Source organism: Pseudomonas sp. JQ170C, from assembly GCF_035581345.1.
Taxonomy (GTDB): Bacteria; Pseudomonadota; Gammaproteobacteria; order Pseudomonadales; family Pseudomonadaceae; genus Aquipseudomonas.
Map to the genome: position 1 here is coordinate 1,448,943 of NZ_CP141608.1, position 15,527 is coordinate 1,464,469.

The 15,527-nt window shown below is 64.4% G+C and carries 19 protein-coding genes; 13 read left to right on the plus strand and 6 right to left on the minus strand.

The genetic code is table 11. The annotated features are described in order from the left end of the window. Positions 1–60 precede the first annotated feature (60 nt). From rnd to U9R80_RS06635, 3 genes are all read left to right on the plus strand, one after another. Entirely contained in the window at positions 61–1,194 is a 1,134-nt protein-coding gene (gene rnd / locus U9R80_RS06625; protein ID WP_301837129.1) for a ribonuclease D, read from the plus strand. Beyond that, positions 1,191–1,484, plus strand: coding sequence for a YcgL domain-containing protein (locus tag U9R80_RS06630; protein ID WP_028943124.1), 294 nt, complete (start codon positions 1,191–1,193; stop codon positions 1,482–1,484). Before rnd ends, U9R80_RS06630 begins: the two co-directional genes overlap by 4 nt. Before the next feature lie 77 nt (positions 1,485–1,561). Continuing rightward, entirely contained in the window at positions 1,562–2,494 is a 933-nt protein-coding gene (locus U9R80_RS06635) for a D-2-hydroxyacid dehydrogenase (RefSeq protein WP_301837128.1), read from the plus strand. A gap of 60 nt (positions 2,495–2,554) precedes the next feature. On the opposite strand, the gene U9R80_RS06640 is transcribed toward U9R80_RS06635, so the two are convergent. Then, positions 2,555–3,148, minus strand: a complete 594-nt coding sequence (locus U9R80_RS06640) for a nitroreductase family protein (protein ID WP_028943126.1) — start codon at positions 3,146–3,148, stop codon at positions 2,555–2,557. Between the two features lie 146 nt (positions 3,149–3,294). Here U9R80_RS06640 and U9R80_RS06645 point away from each other — a divergent pair, with 146 nt between their 5' ends. Further along, positions 3,295–3,744, plus strand: coding sequence for a YcgN family cysteine cluster protein (locus U9R80_RS06645; RefSeq protein WP_301837127.1), 450 nt, complete (start codon positions 3,295–3,297; stop codon positions 3,742–3,744). A 56-nt stretch (positions 3,745–3,800) separates the two neighbouring features. Next, positions 3,801–5,015 carry a hypothetical protein gene (locus tag U9R80_RS06650; protein WP_301837482.1) on the plus strand — a complete coding sequence of 405 codons (1,215 nt, stop codon included), beginning with the start codon at positions 3,801–3,803 and terminating at the stop codon, positions 5,013–5,015. Here the strand turns inward: U9R80_RS06650 and U9R80_RS06655 are convergent. The 3 genes from U9R80_RS06655 to U9R80_RS06665 all read right to left on the minus strand — a co-directional run bounded on the left by U9R80_RS06655 (position 5,012) and on the right by U9R80_RS06665 (position 6,353). Then, positions 5,012–5,371 carry a YgaP family membrane protein gene (locus U9R80_RS06655; protein ID WP_301837126.1) on the minus strand — a complete coding sequence of 120 codons (360 nt, stop codon included), beginning with the start codon at positions 5,369–5,371 and terminating at the stop codon, positions 5,012–5,014. The two genes, U9R80_RS06650 and U9R80_RS06655, sit on opposite strands and share 4 nt — an antisense overlap. 67 nt (positions 5,372–5,438) lie before the next feature. Beyond that, positions 5,439–5,909, minus strand: coding sequence for an RNA methyltransferase (locus U9R80_RS06660; RefSeq protein WP_010223125.1), 471 nt, complete (start codon positions 5,907–5,909; stop codon positions 5,439–5,441). A gap of 72 nt (positions 5,910–5,981) precedes the next feature. Then, on the minus strand, positions 5,982–6,353 hold the full coding sequence (locus U9R80_RS06665) for a YajD family HNH nuclease (protein ID WP_028943130.1): 372 nt from the start codon (positions 6,351–6,353) through the stop codon (positions 5,982–5,984). A 117-nt stretch (positions 6,354–6,470) separates the two neighbouring features. Here U9R80_RS06665 and U9R80_RS06670 point away from each other — a divergent pair, with 117 nt between their 5' ends. Next, positions 6,471–6,743 carry a hypothetical protein gene (locus U9R80_RS06670; protein WP_301837125.1) on the plus strand — a complete coding sequence of 91 codons (273 nt, stop codon included), beginning with the start codon at positions 6,471–6,473 and terminating at the stop codon, positions 6,741–6,743. 51 nt (positions 6,744–6,794) lie between these two features. Here the strand turns inward: U9R80_RS06670 and U9R80_RS06675 are convergent, their stop codons facing one another. Then, a complete protein-coding gene (locus U9R80_RS06675) occupies positions 6,795–8,849 on the minus strand; it encodes a S9 family peptidase (protein ID WP_301837124.1) in 2,055 nt (684 codons plus the stop codon). A gap of 84 nt (positions 8,850–8,933) precedes the next feature. Here U9R80_RS06675 and U9R80_RS06680 point away from each other — a divergent pair, with 84 nt between their 5' ends. The 3 genes from U9R80_RS06680 to U9R80_RS06690 are packed head-to-tail and all read left to right on the plus strand — an operon-like array spanning position 8,934 to position 10,751. Then, a complete protein-coding gene (locus tag U9R80_RS06680; protein ID WP_301837123.1) occupies positions 8,934–9,422 on the plus strand; it encodes an MFS transporter in 489 nt (162 codons plus the stop codon). A 23-nt stretch (positions 9,423–9,445) separates the two neighbouring features. After that, positions 9,446–10,219, plus strand: coding sequence for a class II glutamine amidotransferase (locus U9R80_RS06685; RefSeq protein ID WP_301837122.1), 774 nt, complete (start codon positions 9,446–9,448; stop codon positions 10,217–10,219). Positions 10,220–10,229: 10 nt separating this feature from the next. Continuing rightward, positions 10,230–10,751, plus strand: coding sequence for a DUF2937 family protein (locus U9R80_RS06690; protein WP_301837121.1), 522 nt, complete (start codon positions 10,230–10,232; stop codon positions 10,749–10,751). Here the strand turns inward: U9R80_RS06690 and U9R80_RS06695 are convergent. Beyond that, entirely contained in the window at positions 10,748–11,659 is a 912-nt protein-coding gene (locus U9R80_RS06695; RefSeq protein WP_301837120.1) for a LysR family transcriptional regulator, read from the minus strand. The genes U9R80_RS06690 and U9R80_RS06695 overlap by 4 nt on opposite strands. Before the next feature lie 142 nt (positions 11,660–11,801). On the opposite strand from U9R80_RS06695, the gene U9R80_RS06700 reads away from it, so the two are divergent. From U9R80_RS06700 to U9R80_RS06715, 4 genes are read left to right on the plus strand one after another with little or no spacing between them, the layout of a single operon-like run. Then, entirely contained in the window at positions 11,802–13,088 is a 1,287-nt protein-coding gene (locus tag U9R80_RS06700) for an MFS transporter (protein WP_301837119.1), read from the plus strand. 52 nt (positions 13,089–13,140) lie between these two features. Then, complete coding sequence (locus U9R80_RS06705) at positions 13,141–13,866, plus strand: 5-oxoprolinase subunit PxpA (RefSeq protein ID WP_324805189.1); 726 nt, start codon at positions 13,141–13,143, stop codon at positions 13,864–13,866. Beyond that, positions 13,863–14,567: a 5-oxoprolinase subunit PxpB gene (pxpB, locus tag U9R80_RS06710; RefSeq protein ID WP_301837117.1), complete on the plus strand. Its 705-nt coding sequence runs from the start codon at positions 13,863–13,865 to the stop codon at positions 14,565–14,567. Before U9R80_RS06705 ends, pxpB begins: the two co-directional genes overlap by 4 nt. Then, a complete protein-coding gene (locus U9R80_RS06715) occupies positions 14,564–15,481 on the plus strand; it encodes a biotin-dependent carboxyltransferase family protein (protein WP_301837116.1) in 918 nt (305 codons plus the stop codon). Before pxpB ends, U9R80_RS06715 begins: the two co-directional genes overlap by 4 nt. Positions 15,482–15,527 lie beyond the last annotated feature (46 nt).

The window sequence follows — 15,527 nt, forward strand, 5'->3', positions numbered from 1 at the left end:
GGTTTCCCGGCAGTGGCCTGCGCCGTATATACTGCGCGCCATTGTTTGTGGGAGAGCCTTGTGGCCATCGATATTCACTGGATTTGCGACGACAGCAGCCTGGCCGAACACTGTCTGCAGTGGCGCAAGCTGCCCTTCGTGGCACTCGACACCGAGTTCATGCGGGTTGATACCTTTTATCCGATTGCCGGTTTGATCCAGGTCGGCGACGGGGCACGTGCCTACTTGATCGATCCGTTGCGGGTCAGCAACTGGCAACCGCTGGCCGAACTGCTCGAAGATAGCCAGGTGATCAAAGTGCTGCACGCGTGCAGCGAAGACCTCGAAGTGTTGTCGCGTCTGACTGGCAGCCTGCCGGCGCCGTTGTTCGACACCCAACTGGCCGCCAGCTACCTGAACCTGGGCTTCTCCATGGGCTATTCGCGCCTGGTCCAGGAAGTACTCGGCATCGAGCTGCCCAAGGGTGAAACCCGCTCCGACTGGCTGCAGCGCCCGTTGTCCGAGACCCAGGTCAGCTACGCCGCCGAAGACGCCGTGCACCTGGCCGAGCTGTACGAGCGCCTGCGCCCGCAGTTGTCGGACGAAAAGCATGCCTGGGTGCTGGAAGATGGTGCCGAGCTGGTTGCCCAGCTGCGCCGCGAAACCGACCCCAATGAGTTGTACCGCGACGCCAAGCTGGCCTGGAAGCTGTCCCGCGCCCAGTTGGCGGTGCTGCGTGAACTGTGCGCCTGGCGCGAGCGCGAAGCCCGTGCCCGTGACCTGCCGCGCAACCGCATCCTGCGCGAGAATGCGCTCTGGCCCATGGCCAAGACCCAGCCGCAGACGCTGTCGGCGCTGGCGAAAATCGAAGACATGCACCCGCGCACCATCCGCCAGGACGGCGAGTTCCTGCTCAGCCTGATCAAGCAGGCCGCCAGCCTGCCGCCCGAGCAGTGGCCAGCGCCATTGCCCGAGCCGTTGCCGATCGAAGCCTCGGCGCTGCTCAAGCAACTGCGCGCCATCGGCCAGGCCGAGGCCGAGCGCCTGAACATCGCCCCCGAACTGATGCTGCGCAAGAAAATCCTCGAGTTGCTGCTCAAGAGCGGTTACCCCAACGGTCCTTATCAACTGCCCGATTCGCTGCGCGGCTGGCGCCGTGAGCGGATGGGGCAAGCGCTGCTCGATTGTCTGGCCAGCGCTGGAGAACAACCATGAAACGCATCTGCTCGATCTACAAGAGCCCACGCAAGAACGAAATGTACCTCTATGTGCTCAAGGCCGACGGCCTCGAGCGTGTTCCCGAAGGCCTGCTGCCGTTCTTCGGCACGCCGGTACACGCCTTTGACCTGGTGCTGACTCCGGAGCGCAAGCTCGCCCGCGAAGACATCGCCAAGGTGCTGGAAAACCTCGAGCAACAGGGTTATCACCTGCAGATGCCGCCGCTCGAGGACGAGTACATCGAGCACCTGCCCGAAGAGCTGCTGCGCCGCAACGACCCGGTCTGAGCCCGCCTGCCTGATGTGATACCGCCCGGCTGGATGGCCTGGCGGCCTTCAACGTTTCTGCCAAGGTTGTAACGAACATGCGTGTTTTGATCGCCGAACAGGACCATGCCCTCTACGCTCGCCTGCTGCGCGAGGCTGCACCGGACCTGAACGTCCTCACCAGCGGCGACTCGGCGGAACTGACCCGCCTGGCCGCCGATTGCGATGTCTGGCTGGGCCAGCCAGACCTGCTGGCCACCCTGTTGCGCCAGGGCCATCAGCCGCAGTGGCTGCAGTCGACCTGGGCCGGCATTACGCCGCTGCTGGCCGATGGTTTGCAGCGCGACTATCGCCTGACCCGCGCAGTGGGCATCTTCGGCCAGGTGATGGCCGAGTACGTGCTGACCTACATGCTCGGTCACGAGCGCGAGGTGATGGCGCGCCTGGTCAGCCAGGTCGAGCGCAAATGGGATGATCGCCCCGGACGTACCCTGGAAGGGCGACGGGCGTTGATTGTCGGCACCGGTGATATCGGCCAGCGCGTCGCCGAGTTCCTCCTGCCCTTTGGCGTCAAGCTCTACGGCATCGCCAGCCAGGCCCGTGAGCAGGCCCCCTTCATCGAGGTGGCAGCCATGAGTGAGTTGGGGCGCCTGGTCGGCGAAGTCGATTACGTCATCAACTTGCTGCCCGACACCCCGGCCACCCACGACTTGTACGATGCGGCGCTGTTTGCCCGTTTCAATCCCGAGGCGCTGTTCATCAACGCCGGTCGCGGTGTGGCGGTGGTCGATGGTGATCTGGTCGATGCCTTGAAACTGGGGCATCTGGCCGGCGCGGTAATCGACGTTTGCCGCCAGGAGCCATTGCCGGCGCGTCATCCGTTCTGGACGGCCTGGGGCCTGCTGCTGACCGGGCACAGCTCGGCGCCCACCTCGCCGACGGCGATGGTGCGGTTGTTTGTCGAGAACCTGCGGGCGTATCAGGCGGGGGAGGCGTTGCGCGGGGAAGTGGATTTCGTGCGTGGGTATTGAGTGAGTGATCGTATCGCGGGGCAAGCCCGCTCCTACAGGAGCGGCTTGCCCCGTGAGCGTTTACAGCGAGAAATCACCCTCGGCCGCCAGCTCGCTCAGCGAGCGACGCGGGCTAGGCTCTTCGCGGGCCTGCAGGGCCTCGGCCAGGCTCGCCTTGTCACCCAGTTTGCCGATCGCCACCACGGCGTGTAGCGCGTAGCCTTCAGGAATCTTCAGCTCCTGGCGGGTCAGCTCCTGGTCGAAGCCGGCCATGCCGTGGGTGTGCCAGCCACTGATGCTCGCTTGCAGGGCCAGGTGGCCCCAGGCGGAACCGGTGTCGAAGGTGTGCCACAGGGCCGGTTTCTCTTCGCTGGAGCCCGGCGCGGCGAAAGTGGTCTTGGAGATCACGATCACCAGGGCCGAGGCGTGTTGCGCCCAGCTGCGGTTGAATTCGTTGAGCAGGCCCAGGTAGCGCTCCCAGTTCGGTGTATCACGGCGGGCATAAAGGAAGCGCCAAGGCTGCGAGTTGTAGGCCGACGGGGCCCAGCGGGCCGCTTCGAGGAAACTCAGCAGGGTGGCTTCGCTGATCGGTTCGGCGGTGAAGGCGCGTGGCGACCAACGCTTGATGAACTGTTCGTCGATGGCATGTTCGGCAATGCGAGGATTAGCACTCATGGCGAGTTCCTGAAAGGTGGGTAGGGACCGCCGGTAAAACTACTGTGTCGTACCGGCACTGACAAGCGGTCTGGCATTGCTGCAAGACACGCCCTAGACTGGCGCCGCCGCACTGCGGCGCCTCTTTTGAACAGGACATCCGTTACATGATTGCCAGCGCCGACGCTTTCTGGAAGCGTAAGACCCTCGAACAGCTAAACCCCCAGGAATGGGAGTCGCTGTGTGACGGCTGTGGCCTGTGCTGCTTGCAAAAGCTTGAAGATGAAGACGACAACAGCGTCTATTACACACGTATTGCCTGCAAGCTGCTGGATCTGAAGACCTGCCAGTGCAGCGACTATCCAAACCGGCTGAAAATCGTGCCCGACTGCATCCAGCTGACGCCGGGCAAGGCCGACCAGTTCAAATGGCTGCCAACCACCTGCGGCTACCGCCTGATCAGCGAAGGCAAGGACCTGCCAAGCTGGCACCATCTGGTGTGCGGTGATCGCCAACAGGTGCATAAGCAGCGTATTTCCCAGTCCGGGCGCATGCTCAGTGAAGAGAGCGTGGACGAGGATGACTGGGAAGATTATCTGATTTTCCGCGCCGGCTGAGCCGCCCGGGTTTGCCGGGTATCGCGTCTGGGGGAACAAGGAGTTTCTGTATGCGTGTGCGTTGCCATTGGTGGCTGGCCCTGGGCCTGTTGGCCTGTTCGCCGGCCTTTGCCAAGAAAGTTGACCTGGATTATCACGTTCGCCTGCTGCCCCAGAGCGAACAGGCCGAAGTACGCCTGACCCTGGCCGAAGGGACAGCGGTGCGCAGCCTGGATTTCGACCTGGGCAAGGCAGGCGCCTACAGCGATTTCAAGGCCGACGGCCAATGGCAAGTGCAGGGCGACGGCCAGCGCGGGCATTGGCAGCCAGGGGCCGGCAAGAGCCAGCTGACGTACCGCGTACGGCTTTCCCAGCGGCTTAAAAACGGCAGCTACGAGACCCGCATGACGCCCCACTGGGCGCTGTTTCGCGGGGACGACCTGGTTCCCCCGGCACGCCTGGACCAGCAGGATGGCACCGAACTGGTCGCCCGCCTGAGCTTTGAATTGCCCGACGGCTGGAAGAGTGTCGAAACGCCCTGGCCGCGTATCGGCAAGCAGCGTTTTCGCATCGACAACGTCTCGCGCCTGTTTGACCGGCCGACCGGCTGGATGGTGGCGGGCACCATCGGCACCCGGCGTGCGCGCCTGGGCGAGACCGAGGTCAGCGTGGCAGCGCCGCAAGGGCAGGGCATGCGCCGGCTGGACAACCTCACCTTGCTCACGTTCGTGTGGCCGCAGTTGCAGGCGGTATTCCCGCGCAACCCGCCGAAGCTGTTGCTGGTGGGGGCCAAGGATGAGCTCTGGCGCGGAGCCCGGGACGGGCACAATTCGATCTACCTGCACAGCAGCCGGCCGCTGGTCAGCGAAAACGGCTCAAGCCCGTTGTTGCGGGAGCTGGTGCATGTCTTCGCGCAGATCAACGACCGTCAGGCCAGTGACTGGATTGGCGAGTCCCTGGCCGATTACTACGCCATCGAATTGCTGCGCCGTGCCGGGGGTATCACCGAGGATCGTTACCAGGCCGTGCTGACAGGGCTTGAGCGCAACGGCGCCAAGGTCACCAGCTTGCGTGGTGAGCAGGTGGACAGCGCGGTAACGGCCCGTGGCGTGCTGCTCTTGCAGGCGCTGGACCGCGAGATCCGTTTGCACACCCATAACCAGCGTTCGCTGGACGACGTCACCCGTGCGCTGATGCGACTGAACAGCGTCAGCACCGAAGAGTTCGTCCAGCTCAGCGAAAGCGTGCTGGGGCGCGAATCTGAGGTGCTGGCGAGCAAGCTGCTGCGTTAGGGCTTGGGGTTTTTCAGCGAGTCGTTGCCGGTGACCGTGGCGCTGCGCGTGGCGGCGTCGGCACTGGCCTTGAGGGCCCGCAGTTCGGCACCGTTGCGCTCGATGGTCGAGCGCAGGTTGTCGAGGTCGCTGCGTCCGCGCTCCATCAGGCTTTTCATCGAGCTGTGACCGGTAATGCCGCGTGCCAGGGCCACCCCGCCAATGGCCATCTGGATCAGGCCGAACAGCCCGCCACGGCGCAAGCCTTTACCCACCATGATCACACCGCCGGCCACGGAGCCGGCGCGTTCCCAGCCGTGCACGTTATGTTCGGGCTTGTCTTGCAGGGCAGGGATCAACGTCTTGTTCTCGGACATGGTGATTCTCCAGTGGGGGCGATGATATGCAGCAGACCACCGCAGACGACGGACTGTTCCTTCGGATTTATTTGAACTTGGGCCCGGAGCGGGTGTTCAGGCCTTTGGCCAGGCGGTCGTAGAGCACCACGTTGACGGTCGCGGCCAGGTTCATGCAGCCGTTGGTCGGGATATAGATGGTCTCTTCGCACCAGGCCCGCACGCTGGGGTCGAGGGAGCCGTCTTCGGGGCCGAAGATGTAGATGGCGCGGTCGGGGTGGGTGTACTCGGGCAGGGGGCGGGCGCCATCAACCAGTTCGACGGCGACGGGGGTGCAGCCCAGGGGGATGATTTTTTGCAGATCGTCGATGCCGATCAGCGGGATGTCGTAGTGCACGCGCTTGGTGTCGGTGACAAAGTCGCGGGCGCGCTCGTAGCGCTTGCCGGTGTAGAACACCGAGTTGACGCCGTAGCAACCCGCCGCGCGCATTACTGAACCGACGTTCTCCGCTGACTTGGGGTTGAACAGACCAATGCAGCTGTACCGTTTGTTCGCCACGTGCCGGGGCCCTTCGCAAAAAAGAACGCGATTATACGGGCTTGCCGGCGTGGGTGGGGCGCGGGTTTACGCTCAATCTTTTTTCAGCAGGCCGGCCAGCCCCGCGAACGGGTTGTGGGTCGCCTTGGCGATGCTCGGGCTACTCGTGGAGCCTTCGCTGAAGTATTGCTGGTCGGTGTAGCGGGAGTGTTCGTTGTCGTGGCAGTACAGGCACAGCAACTCCCAGTTCGAGCCATCCTGGGGGTTGTTGTCGTGGTTGTGGTCACGGTGGTGCACGGTCAGTTCGCTCAGGCGCTTGCCGGAGAACTCCCGGGCGCAGCGGCCGCAGACGTGCGGGTACATTTTCAGGGCTTTGTCGCGATAGCCCATTTCTTTGTCGCGCTTGGCGTCGGCGAGGATGCGGTCGAGCCGTGCGGTGGCGGAGGCAGTGGATGCCGAACTCATGGGATTACCTTTCTCGGGCTTGTTACGGTTATGCCTTGAAGTTTAGCCCGACGGCGGGCGTTTCGGACAGGCTACGCTTGGGGGTAGGCTGTCAGGTCGTTACCAAGGAGTCTGCGTATGCGTTACTTGACCATTGCCGCCCTGATTCTGGTGTGCCTGCAATCGGCTGTGGCTGCCGATCTGCAGCCGCGCCCCATTGCGCCGGTACCGGGGGCGCCGGGGACGGCGACACCGACGCCATACCCGCAGATTACCCCCAGTACGCCACCCCGCGCCGGTGACGCGACACCCGGCTCACCGTTGTTGCCGTCGATTCCGGTGCCTTCGCCGCCCAGGGATCAGCCGTTGCCAGGGTTGACGCCGCCGCAGGACAAGCCGAAGGCGGATTAGCATCGCGGGGCAAGCCCGCTCCGGTAGGAGCGGGCTTGCCCCGCGATCAGATCACGCATCCACACCCAGCACCTTGAACACAAACCCATACTCCAGCGCCACATCCCGCAGCCCCTGGTAACGCCCGCTCATGCCGCCATGCCCGGCATCCATTTCGGTCTTGAGCAGCAGCAGATTGGTGTCGGTCTTGGTCACGCGCAGTTTGGCCACCCATTTGGCCGCTTCCCAGTACTGCACGCGGCTGTCGTTGTAGCCCGCCACCACCAGCAACGCCGGGTAGGCCTGGGCCTTGACGTTCTCGTAAGGCGCGTAGGCCTTGATCCGCTCAAACACCTCAGGTTCTTCAGGGTTGCCCCACTCGTCGTACTCGGTGACGGTCAATGGCAGGTCGGGGTCGAGCATGGTGTTGAGCACGTCGACGAACGGCACTTCGGCGATGGCTGCCTTGAACAGTTCCGGGCGCTGGTTGAGCACCGCGCCAATCAACAGGCCACCGGCACTGCCACCGCTGATTGCCAGTTGGTCGGCGCGGGTCACGCCCTGGGCGATCAGGTGCTCAGCACAGGCGATGAAGTCGTTGAAGGTGTTGGTCTTGTGTTCCTGCTTGCCGGCCCGGTACCAGGCTTCACCCAGTTCGCCACCGCCGCGCACATGGGCGATGGCAAAGGCCACGCCGCGCTCCAGCAGGCTCAGGCGGGCATGGGAGAACCACGGGTCCAGGCTCTCGCCATAGGCGCCGTAGCCGTACAGGTACAGGGGGACCGGCTTGCCCAGGTCGGCGCGACGTTGCACCAGGCTGATCGGCACCTGGGTGCCGTCACCGGCAGTGGCCCACAGTCGCTGGCTCACGTACTCGTCGGGGTCGAAGGGGCCGAGTACCGGGGTCTCTTTAAGGACCTGCTGAGCACCGCTGGCCAACTCCAGCTGGCGCACCTGGGCCGGGCGATTGAGGGCCTGGTAGCGCAAGCGGATGCGGTTGCTTTCAAACTCGAGGCTGTCCTGCACGTACAGGCTGTAGGCCGCATCCGGCAGTTCCACCCGGTACGGGGCGAGCCCCTGCGGATGCACTTCGATGATCGGCAGGCCGCCTTCGCGCAGGCTCAGGCTGAGGGCGCTGGCGTTCAGGCTCAGGCCTTCGAGCATGATGGTGTCGCGGTGCGCCACCAGCAATTGCCACTGCTCGCGAGTCGGTACCTGGTGGCTGCCGGCGTGGTACAGGGCGAAGTTGATGCCGTCCTGATTGGTGCGGATGAACCAGCGCCACTGGCCGTCGAGCTGGCCGTGGTCCGGGAAGTATTCATGGCCTTCGACCCGTGCTGCCAGGCAGGTGAAGTCGCCGTCGGGCTGCTCGGCGTCCAGCACCCAGGCTTCGCTGGTGGTCTTGCTGTTGAGCAGCAGGATCAGTTGGCGCTCGGAGCTGGCCCGGTAGCAGTGCAGGAAGAAACGACCATCGGTTTCTTCGTAAATGGCCTGGCAACCTTCGCGGCCCAGGCGGTGGCGCAGCAGCTTGTGCGGTCGATGGGTGTCGTCCAGTTCGGCGAAGAACAGCGTCTGGCTGTCGTTGGCCCAGGTCATGCTGCCGTCGCAGTGCTCGAACGGCAGTTGCTCGAGGGTGCCGCTGGCCAGCTCCTTGACATACAGGGTGTAGATTTCGTCGCCCGTGGTATCAAGGCTGTAGGCCAGGCGTTGGTGGTCGGGGCTGACGTTGAAGGCGCCGAGGGAGAGGAAGCCGCCGTTGGCCAGCTGGTTGGGGTCCAGCAGCAGCTCTTCCTGGCTTTCATCGACTGTGTTGGAGTCGTCGGCCGGGCGCGGGCAGCGGTAGTGGCGCGGGTACTCTTCGCCGGCGGTCGTGCGGCTGTAGTACAGGTAAGGGCCCCAGGGCGAGGGCAGCGACAGGTCGGTCTCAAGGATGCGGCCCTTGATCTCCTCGAACAGCTGCTCGCGCAATTCGGCCTGGTCGGCCAGTTGGGCCTCCTGGTAGGCGTTCTCGGCGTTCAGGTAGGCAATGACTTCGGGGCTGTCGCGTTCTTGCAGCCAGGCATAGGGATCGGCGCCTTCGGCCTTGCGGGCAATCGGGGCGCGGGGGGCGGTGGCGTCTGCGGACATGCGGGGATCTCTTGGCTGGGGGGCGCCTGCGCGCTCAAATGTGTTTATCATAAGCGTCTATTTGCCTAGCTTGCCACGGACACCATGACCGAGAACGACTATCTGCTCGCCTGGGGCCTCTACGCCCTGGCCGCCCTGGGTTGCCTGGCGGTGGGCTTTCGCCTGACCCGCTGGATGTGGCGCTGGCTGCGCGAACCGCTGCGGGTGTTGATGGCAGTGCTGCTGCTGACCCCGACCATCATCGATCCGGTCAAAGACAAATTCGCCCCGGCCATCGCCATTGCCGCCCTGGACCTGCTGTTCAAGGTCGGCAACAACGTATGGCGGGCGGCGGCCGACCTGGCCCTGTACGGCATGATCGCCTTCGCCCTCTACGCTGTGTTCGTGGTACTGCGCTGGCCCGTCGAAAAACGCGCCAGGGCCCGTCGTGAACAGGCCGAGACCGCCGCCAAGCGCGATGCCGAAGAGGCCGTGGCCGAGGCGCCCATGGCCGCCGACAACCGCGACCGTTATCGCAACCCGCCCGAAGCGCCGCTGGGCGGCAATCGTCCGCGGGTCGAGCCGCGCTTGTAGTCAATTGCCCGGGAGCAGCCAGTATGTGTGAACTGTTGGGCATGAGCGCCAATGTGCCGACCGATATCGTTTTCAGCTTCACCGGGCTGATGCAGCGCGGTGGACGGACCGGTCCGCATCGCGACGGCTGGGGTATCGGTTTCTATGAAGGCCGTGGCCTGCGTCTGTTCCAGGACCCGGCGGCCAGCTGCGAGTCGGAAGTGGCGAATCTGGTGCAGCGCTATCCGATCAAGAGCGAAGTGGTGATCGGCCATATTCGCCAGGCCAACGTCGGTAAGGTCTGCCTGTCCAATACCCATCCTTTTGTCCGCGAGCTGTGGGGGCGCAACTGGTGCTTCGCCCATAACGGTCAGTTGGGCGAGTTCCAGGGCCAGGCCAGCTTCTATCGGCCGATCGGCGACACCGACAGTGAAGCGGCCTTCTGCGACCTGCTCAACCGCATCCGCGAAGCCTTCCCGGAGCCCGTCGAGGCTGAAGTGCTGTTGCCGGTGCTGGTCGAGGCTTGCGCCGAATACCGCAGCAAGGGTGTGTTCAACTGCCTGCTCAGCGATGGCGACTGGCTGTTCTGCTTCTGCTCGACCAAGCTTGTGCACATCACCCGGCGCGCACCGTTCGGGCCGGCGCGGCTCAAGGACGTCGACATGATCGTCGACTTCCAGGCCGAGACCACCCCCAACGACGTGGTCACCGTGATCGCCACCGAGGCGCTGACCGAGAACGAGACCTGGCAGCGCTATGAGCCCGGCCAGTGGGCGCTGTGGCGCCGGGGTGAATGCATCGCCCAGGGACAACGCTAAGGGATAGCCCATGTTCAGAAGTTACCTGCGGTTGCTGTTGTTCACGTTCGGGTTGCTGGTAGGGGTGCAGGTACCTGGCCTGATCAACGACTACAGCCAGCGGGTCGAGGCGAAACTGCTCGAATCGCGCGAAGGCCTCAAGGGCTTCGAGGACACCGCCCGGCGCTTTTTCAACGGTGACCTGCAAGCGCTGGTGCGCCACTACCGCAGCAGTGACGACCCGGTGTTCAACAGCGACGCCAACAGCATCGACAGCCTGCTGATCCGCAATCGCCTGCTCGAACGTGAATGGCAAATCCTCCAGGGGCCGTGGCTGGAGCGCACCTGGCATGTGCTGGTACAGGCCGACAGCCAGCTGCGCGAGGAAACCCTCAAGGGCTACTCCTACCAGATCCTCCTGGCCCCCGAAGCCCTGGCCTGGGGCCTGAGCTGCGCCTTGCTGCTGGCCTTGAGCATCGAAAGCCTGTTGCTGCTGCTCGGCTGGGTGGCCCTCGGCGGGCGGCGCAAAGCGGTGACCGAGAGCTGGCGCTAGACCAGCTTGATCCGCTGCGGTCCTGCATCGGCGGCATAGCGCTCCAGCACGTTACGACATAGCGCGACTACTTCATCCACCAGCTCGACCCCGGTCTGCCAGGCCACCACCAGCTCCAGGCTTGGGGGTTGCTGGGCCAGCGGCAGCAGGGTCAGCTCACCCCGGGCCAGTTCCTCGCTGACCAGGGCCGGCGGCAGGGCGCCGATGCCGAAGCCGTCGCGCAACAAGCGGGTAATCGCCGCCACCGAGTTCACACAGTTCAGCCGTGGCGCACTGACGCCTTCGGCCTGGAGCAGGCTGAGCACTTCCTGGTGCGGCCGGGAGTTTTTCGAGAAGGTCACGATGCGCTCGCGGGCAAGCTCGGCGAGGGAGGCGTAGTCGCGGTTGTAGATCGAGTGACTGGCGACGATCCAGCCCATGGGGTAGCGCGCCAGGTCCAGGCTGCGGATCGACTCCTGGCGGAGAAGGTCGGTTTGCAGGATTACATCGAGAAAGCCTTTTTGCAGCTGTTCGCGCAAATTGAGCGCGGTATCGGCGATCAACTCGATTTCAACCTGCGGGTATCGCTCCATCAGTTCCGACACCAGCGGGCTCATCCAGGTATGGATGACCGTGTCCATCACGCCCAGGCGAATCCTGCCGACCTTGGCCCGGTCGCTGTCCAGCGATTGCTTGAGCGCTTTGGCGGTGGCGAGCATCTGCTCGGCGTATTCGAGCACCTTGCTGCCTTCGGGCGTCAGGCTGACCCCGCGTGAATCGCGCAGCAGCAGCTTGACCCCAAGGTCGGCTTCCAGCGCAGCAATGCGGCTGGAGATCGACGCCTGGGTGGTGAAGAGCTTTTCGGCGGTCAGGCGAAAGCTCTTGAGCCGGGCGACCCAAACGAAGGTTTCGAGGAACTTGAGGTTCATGGTGCGCTCACTGATCAAATTTTTCTTATGCCAGACCGCTGGTTTTTCTCGTTGGACGCAGGTGCACACCCATCGAAAAATGACAGTCAGGTTGCGACAAAGATCGTCGCCTTTAAAACAATACCAACAAGCTGAGGCAACCATGAACCCATCGGGCGTGCAGCAACAGGTCAAAACCAGATCGGTGGCGGGTCCCTTCGACTGGTACCGCAACATCAATAAGCAAGAACGACGGACCTTCTGGAGCTGCAAGATCGGCTACGGCCTCGATGGCATGGACACCCAGATGCTCAGCTTCGTCATTCCCACCCTGATCGCCCTGTGGGGCATCACCACCGCCGAGGCCGGGCTGATTCACACCAGCACCCTGATCGCTTCGGCACTGGGCGGCTGGATCGCCGGCATCCTCTCCGACCGCATCGGCCGGGTACGCACCCTGCAGTTGACCGTGCTGTGGTTCGCCTTTTTCACCTTCCTCTGCGGTTTTGCCCAAACCTACGACCAACTGCTGATCGCCCGCACCCTGATGGGCTTCGGCTTCGGTGGCGAGTGGACCGCAGGCGCGGTGCTGATCGGTGAAGTCATCCGTGCCAAGGACCGCGGCAAGGCGGTGGGCATGGTGCAGTCGGGCTGGGCCATTGGTTGGGGCCTGACGGCGATTCTCTACGCGATATTGTTTACCTGGCTGCCGCCTGAAGACGCCTGGCGTGCCCTGTTCCTGCTGGGTATCGTACCGGCGGTGTTCGTGATCTTCGTCCGTCGCCTGGTCAAGGACCCGGAAGTCTACCGCCTGGCCAAGGCCGCGGAAAAATCCGAAGCGCCGTCGCACTTCTATGAAATTTTCGCCCCCGGCATGCTGTTCACCACCTTCCGCGCCTCGCTGCTGACCACCGGCGCCCTGGGCGGTTACTACGCCATCACTTCCTGGCTGCCGACCTTCCTCACCAACGAGCGTGGCCTGAGCGTCCTGAGCACCGGTGGCTACCTGGCCATGGTGATCGTCGGTTCATACGTCGGCTACGTGATCAGCGCCTACCTCACCGATCTGCTGGGGCGCAAAAAGAACTTCATCCTGTTCGCCGTGGGCTCGTTCATCATCGTGCTGCTCTACACCCAGATGCAGGTCAGCGATGGCGTGATGCTGTGGCTGGGCTTCCCGCTGGGCTTCTTCGCCTCGGGTATTTTCAGCGGCATGGGGGCATTCCTGACCGAGCTGTTCCCCACCCGTATCCGTGGTTCGGGGCAGGGCTTCTGCTACAACATCGGTCGCGCCCTTGCGGCATTCTTCCCGCTGCTGATCGGCATGCTCAGCCAGAAAATCCCGCTGGGGCTGGGTATCGGCGGCTTTGCGGCAGTGAGTTACGGTGTGGTAATTCTGGCGGCATTGAGCCTGCCGGAAACCCGCGGCAAAGAACTTGAAGCCCATTAAGGTCGAGCCAGAAGGAGTGACACACGTGAGCCGCCTTTTACTGAATTGCGATATGGGTGAGAGTTTTGGCAGCTGGACCATGGGCCTGGATGCCCAGGTCATGCCGTTTGTCGATTGCGCCAACATTGCCTGCGGCTTTCACGCTGGCGATCCCGGCATCATGCGCCACACCGTGGCCCTGGCCGTGGCCAGCAACGTGCGCATCGGCGCGCACCCGGCCTACCAGGACCTGGTCGGTTTCGGCCGTCGCTCCATGGCCTGCAGCGCCGACGAAATCCGCGACCTGCTGCACTACCAGATCGGTGCGCTGGACGGCATCTGCCGTACCCAGGGCACCCGCGTTGCCTACGTCAAACCCCACGGTGCGCTGTACAACGACATGATGGCCGACCCACAGAAGCTGCGCGCGGTGCTCCAGGCCGTGGCGCAATACAACCGGGAACTGCCGTTGATGCTCATGGCCACCGCCGATAACAGCGCGGCCCAGGCGTTGGGCGACGAGTACGGCGTACCCCTGTGGTTCGAGGCCTTTGCCGACCGTGCCTACGACGCCGCCGGACACCTGGTGTCGCGGCGCCTGCCGGGCGCGGTGCACCACGATCCGGCAACAATTGTCGACCAGGCCCTGCGCCTGGCCCGTGGCGAGCCCTTGGTCGCGGTAGATGGCAGCGAGTTGCGCCTGCAGGCCCAGACCCTCTGCGTACACGGTGACAACGACAGTTCGGTGGCGGCGGTGCAGCAGATCCGCCAGGCCCTCGATGCCCTGGTGGCGTCATGAGTTACCGCATTGAAACGGTGGCCATCGACTGCCTGATGGTGCGCCTGTTTGACGCCATCGATGAAACCAACATGCCGTGGATGCTGGCGGCCAGCCAGCGCTTGCGGGCGGTATTTGGCGAGTACCTGATCGACCTGGTGCCGTCGTACACCACGGCGATGGTGCATTTCGACTTGCTGCAGCTATCGCCGGAGCAGGCCCGGGTGCTGGTTCGCGAGGCACTGGAAAACCTGCAGCCGGACAACGGCAGCGGCGGGCGCCAGCACGAGATTCCGGTGTGGTACGACCTAAGCGTCGGCCCGGAGCTGAGCCTGCTGGCGGACCGTTGCCGCACTTCGGTGGCCGATATCGTGCGCTGCCACAGTGAGCGCGAGTACCAGGTGTTCGCGTTGGGGTTCGCCCCAGGCTTTGCCTTCATGGGCCTGGTCGAAGAGGCCCTGGCCGCGCCGCGCCTGGCCACGCCACGCAAGCGCGTTGCCGCAGGCAGTGTGGGCATCGCCGAGCGCCAGACAGCGGCTTACCCCGCAGTGTCGCCCGGTGGCTGGAACCTGATCGGCCGCACCCCGAGCAAACTCTTTGACCGCGAGCGTGACGGCTACAGCTTGCTGCAGCCGGGAGACCGGGTGCGCTTCGTGGCCGTGGATCGCGCCACCTTCATCAACCTGGGCGGCGATGATGCGCCACTGGAGGCACAGGCATGAGCCGCTTGATGATCGAGGCCAGCACGCCGCTGTGCCTGTTGCAGGACGCCGGGCGCTTCGGCGTGCGGCACCTGGGCGTGACCCAGGGCGGGGCGCTGGACTGGGTGTCGATGCGCTGGGCCAACTGGCTGCTGGGCAATGCCGCCGACGCCGCCGTGGTGGAGATCACCTTGGGCGGTTTCAGCCTGGTGGCCGAGCAGGATTGCTGCCTGGCCCTGGCCGGTGCCGACCTGGACGCGCGCATCGACGGCGAGCCGCTCAAGCCCTGGTCCAGTTTCACCCTGAGCAAGGGCCAGCGCTTGCGCCTGAATCAGCCGTTGCAGGGAGCACGGGCTTATCTGGCAGCGCCCGGCGGTTTCGATGCGGCCCTGGTGCTGGGCAGTTGTGCCAGTGTCGTGCGTGAGGAACTGGGCGGGCTGGATGGCCAGGGTTCAGCGCTGGCCAAGGGGCAACAGCTAGGCTACAGCGGCCAGTCCACTGCCGGGCGAGCCGTGCCGCCGGCACTGCGCCCGGATTTTTCCGGCAACCACCTGGACCTGGTGCTCGGTGCTCAGGTCGGCGATTTCAGCGGGATGAGTCTGTTCGAGGCGTTCAACCGCGATTGGACCCTCGACAGCCGCGCCGATCGCATGGGCATGCGCCTGCTGGGGCCGGCCTTGCAGTACCAGGGGCCCGCGATGATTTCCGAAGGGATTCCGTTGGGTGCGGTGCAGGTGCCGCCGGACGGGCAGCCGATCGTGTTGCTCAATGATCGCCAGACCATTGGCGGCTATCCACGCCTGGGGGCGCTGACGCCGCTGGCGTTGGCGCGCCTGGCGCAGATGCTGCCGGGGAGTGTGGTGCGGTTTGTGCCGGTGGTGCAGGACCTGGCCTGGCGGGAACAGCGGGCATTTGTGCAGCGGTTTGGTGAGTGAACGTGGGGCAAGCCCGCTCCTACCGTAGGAGCGGGCGTGCCCCGCG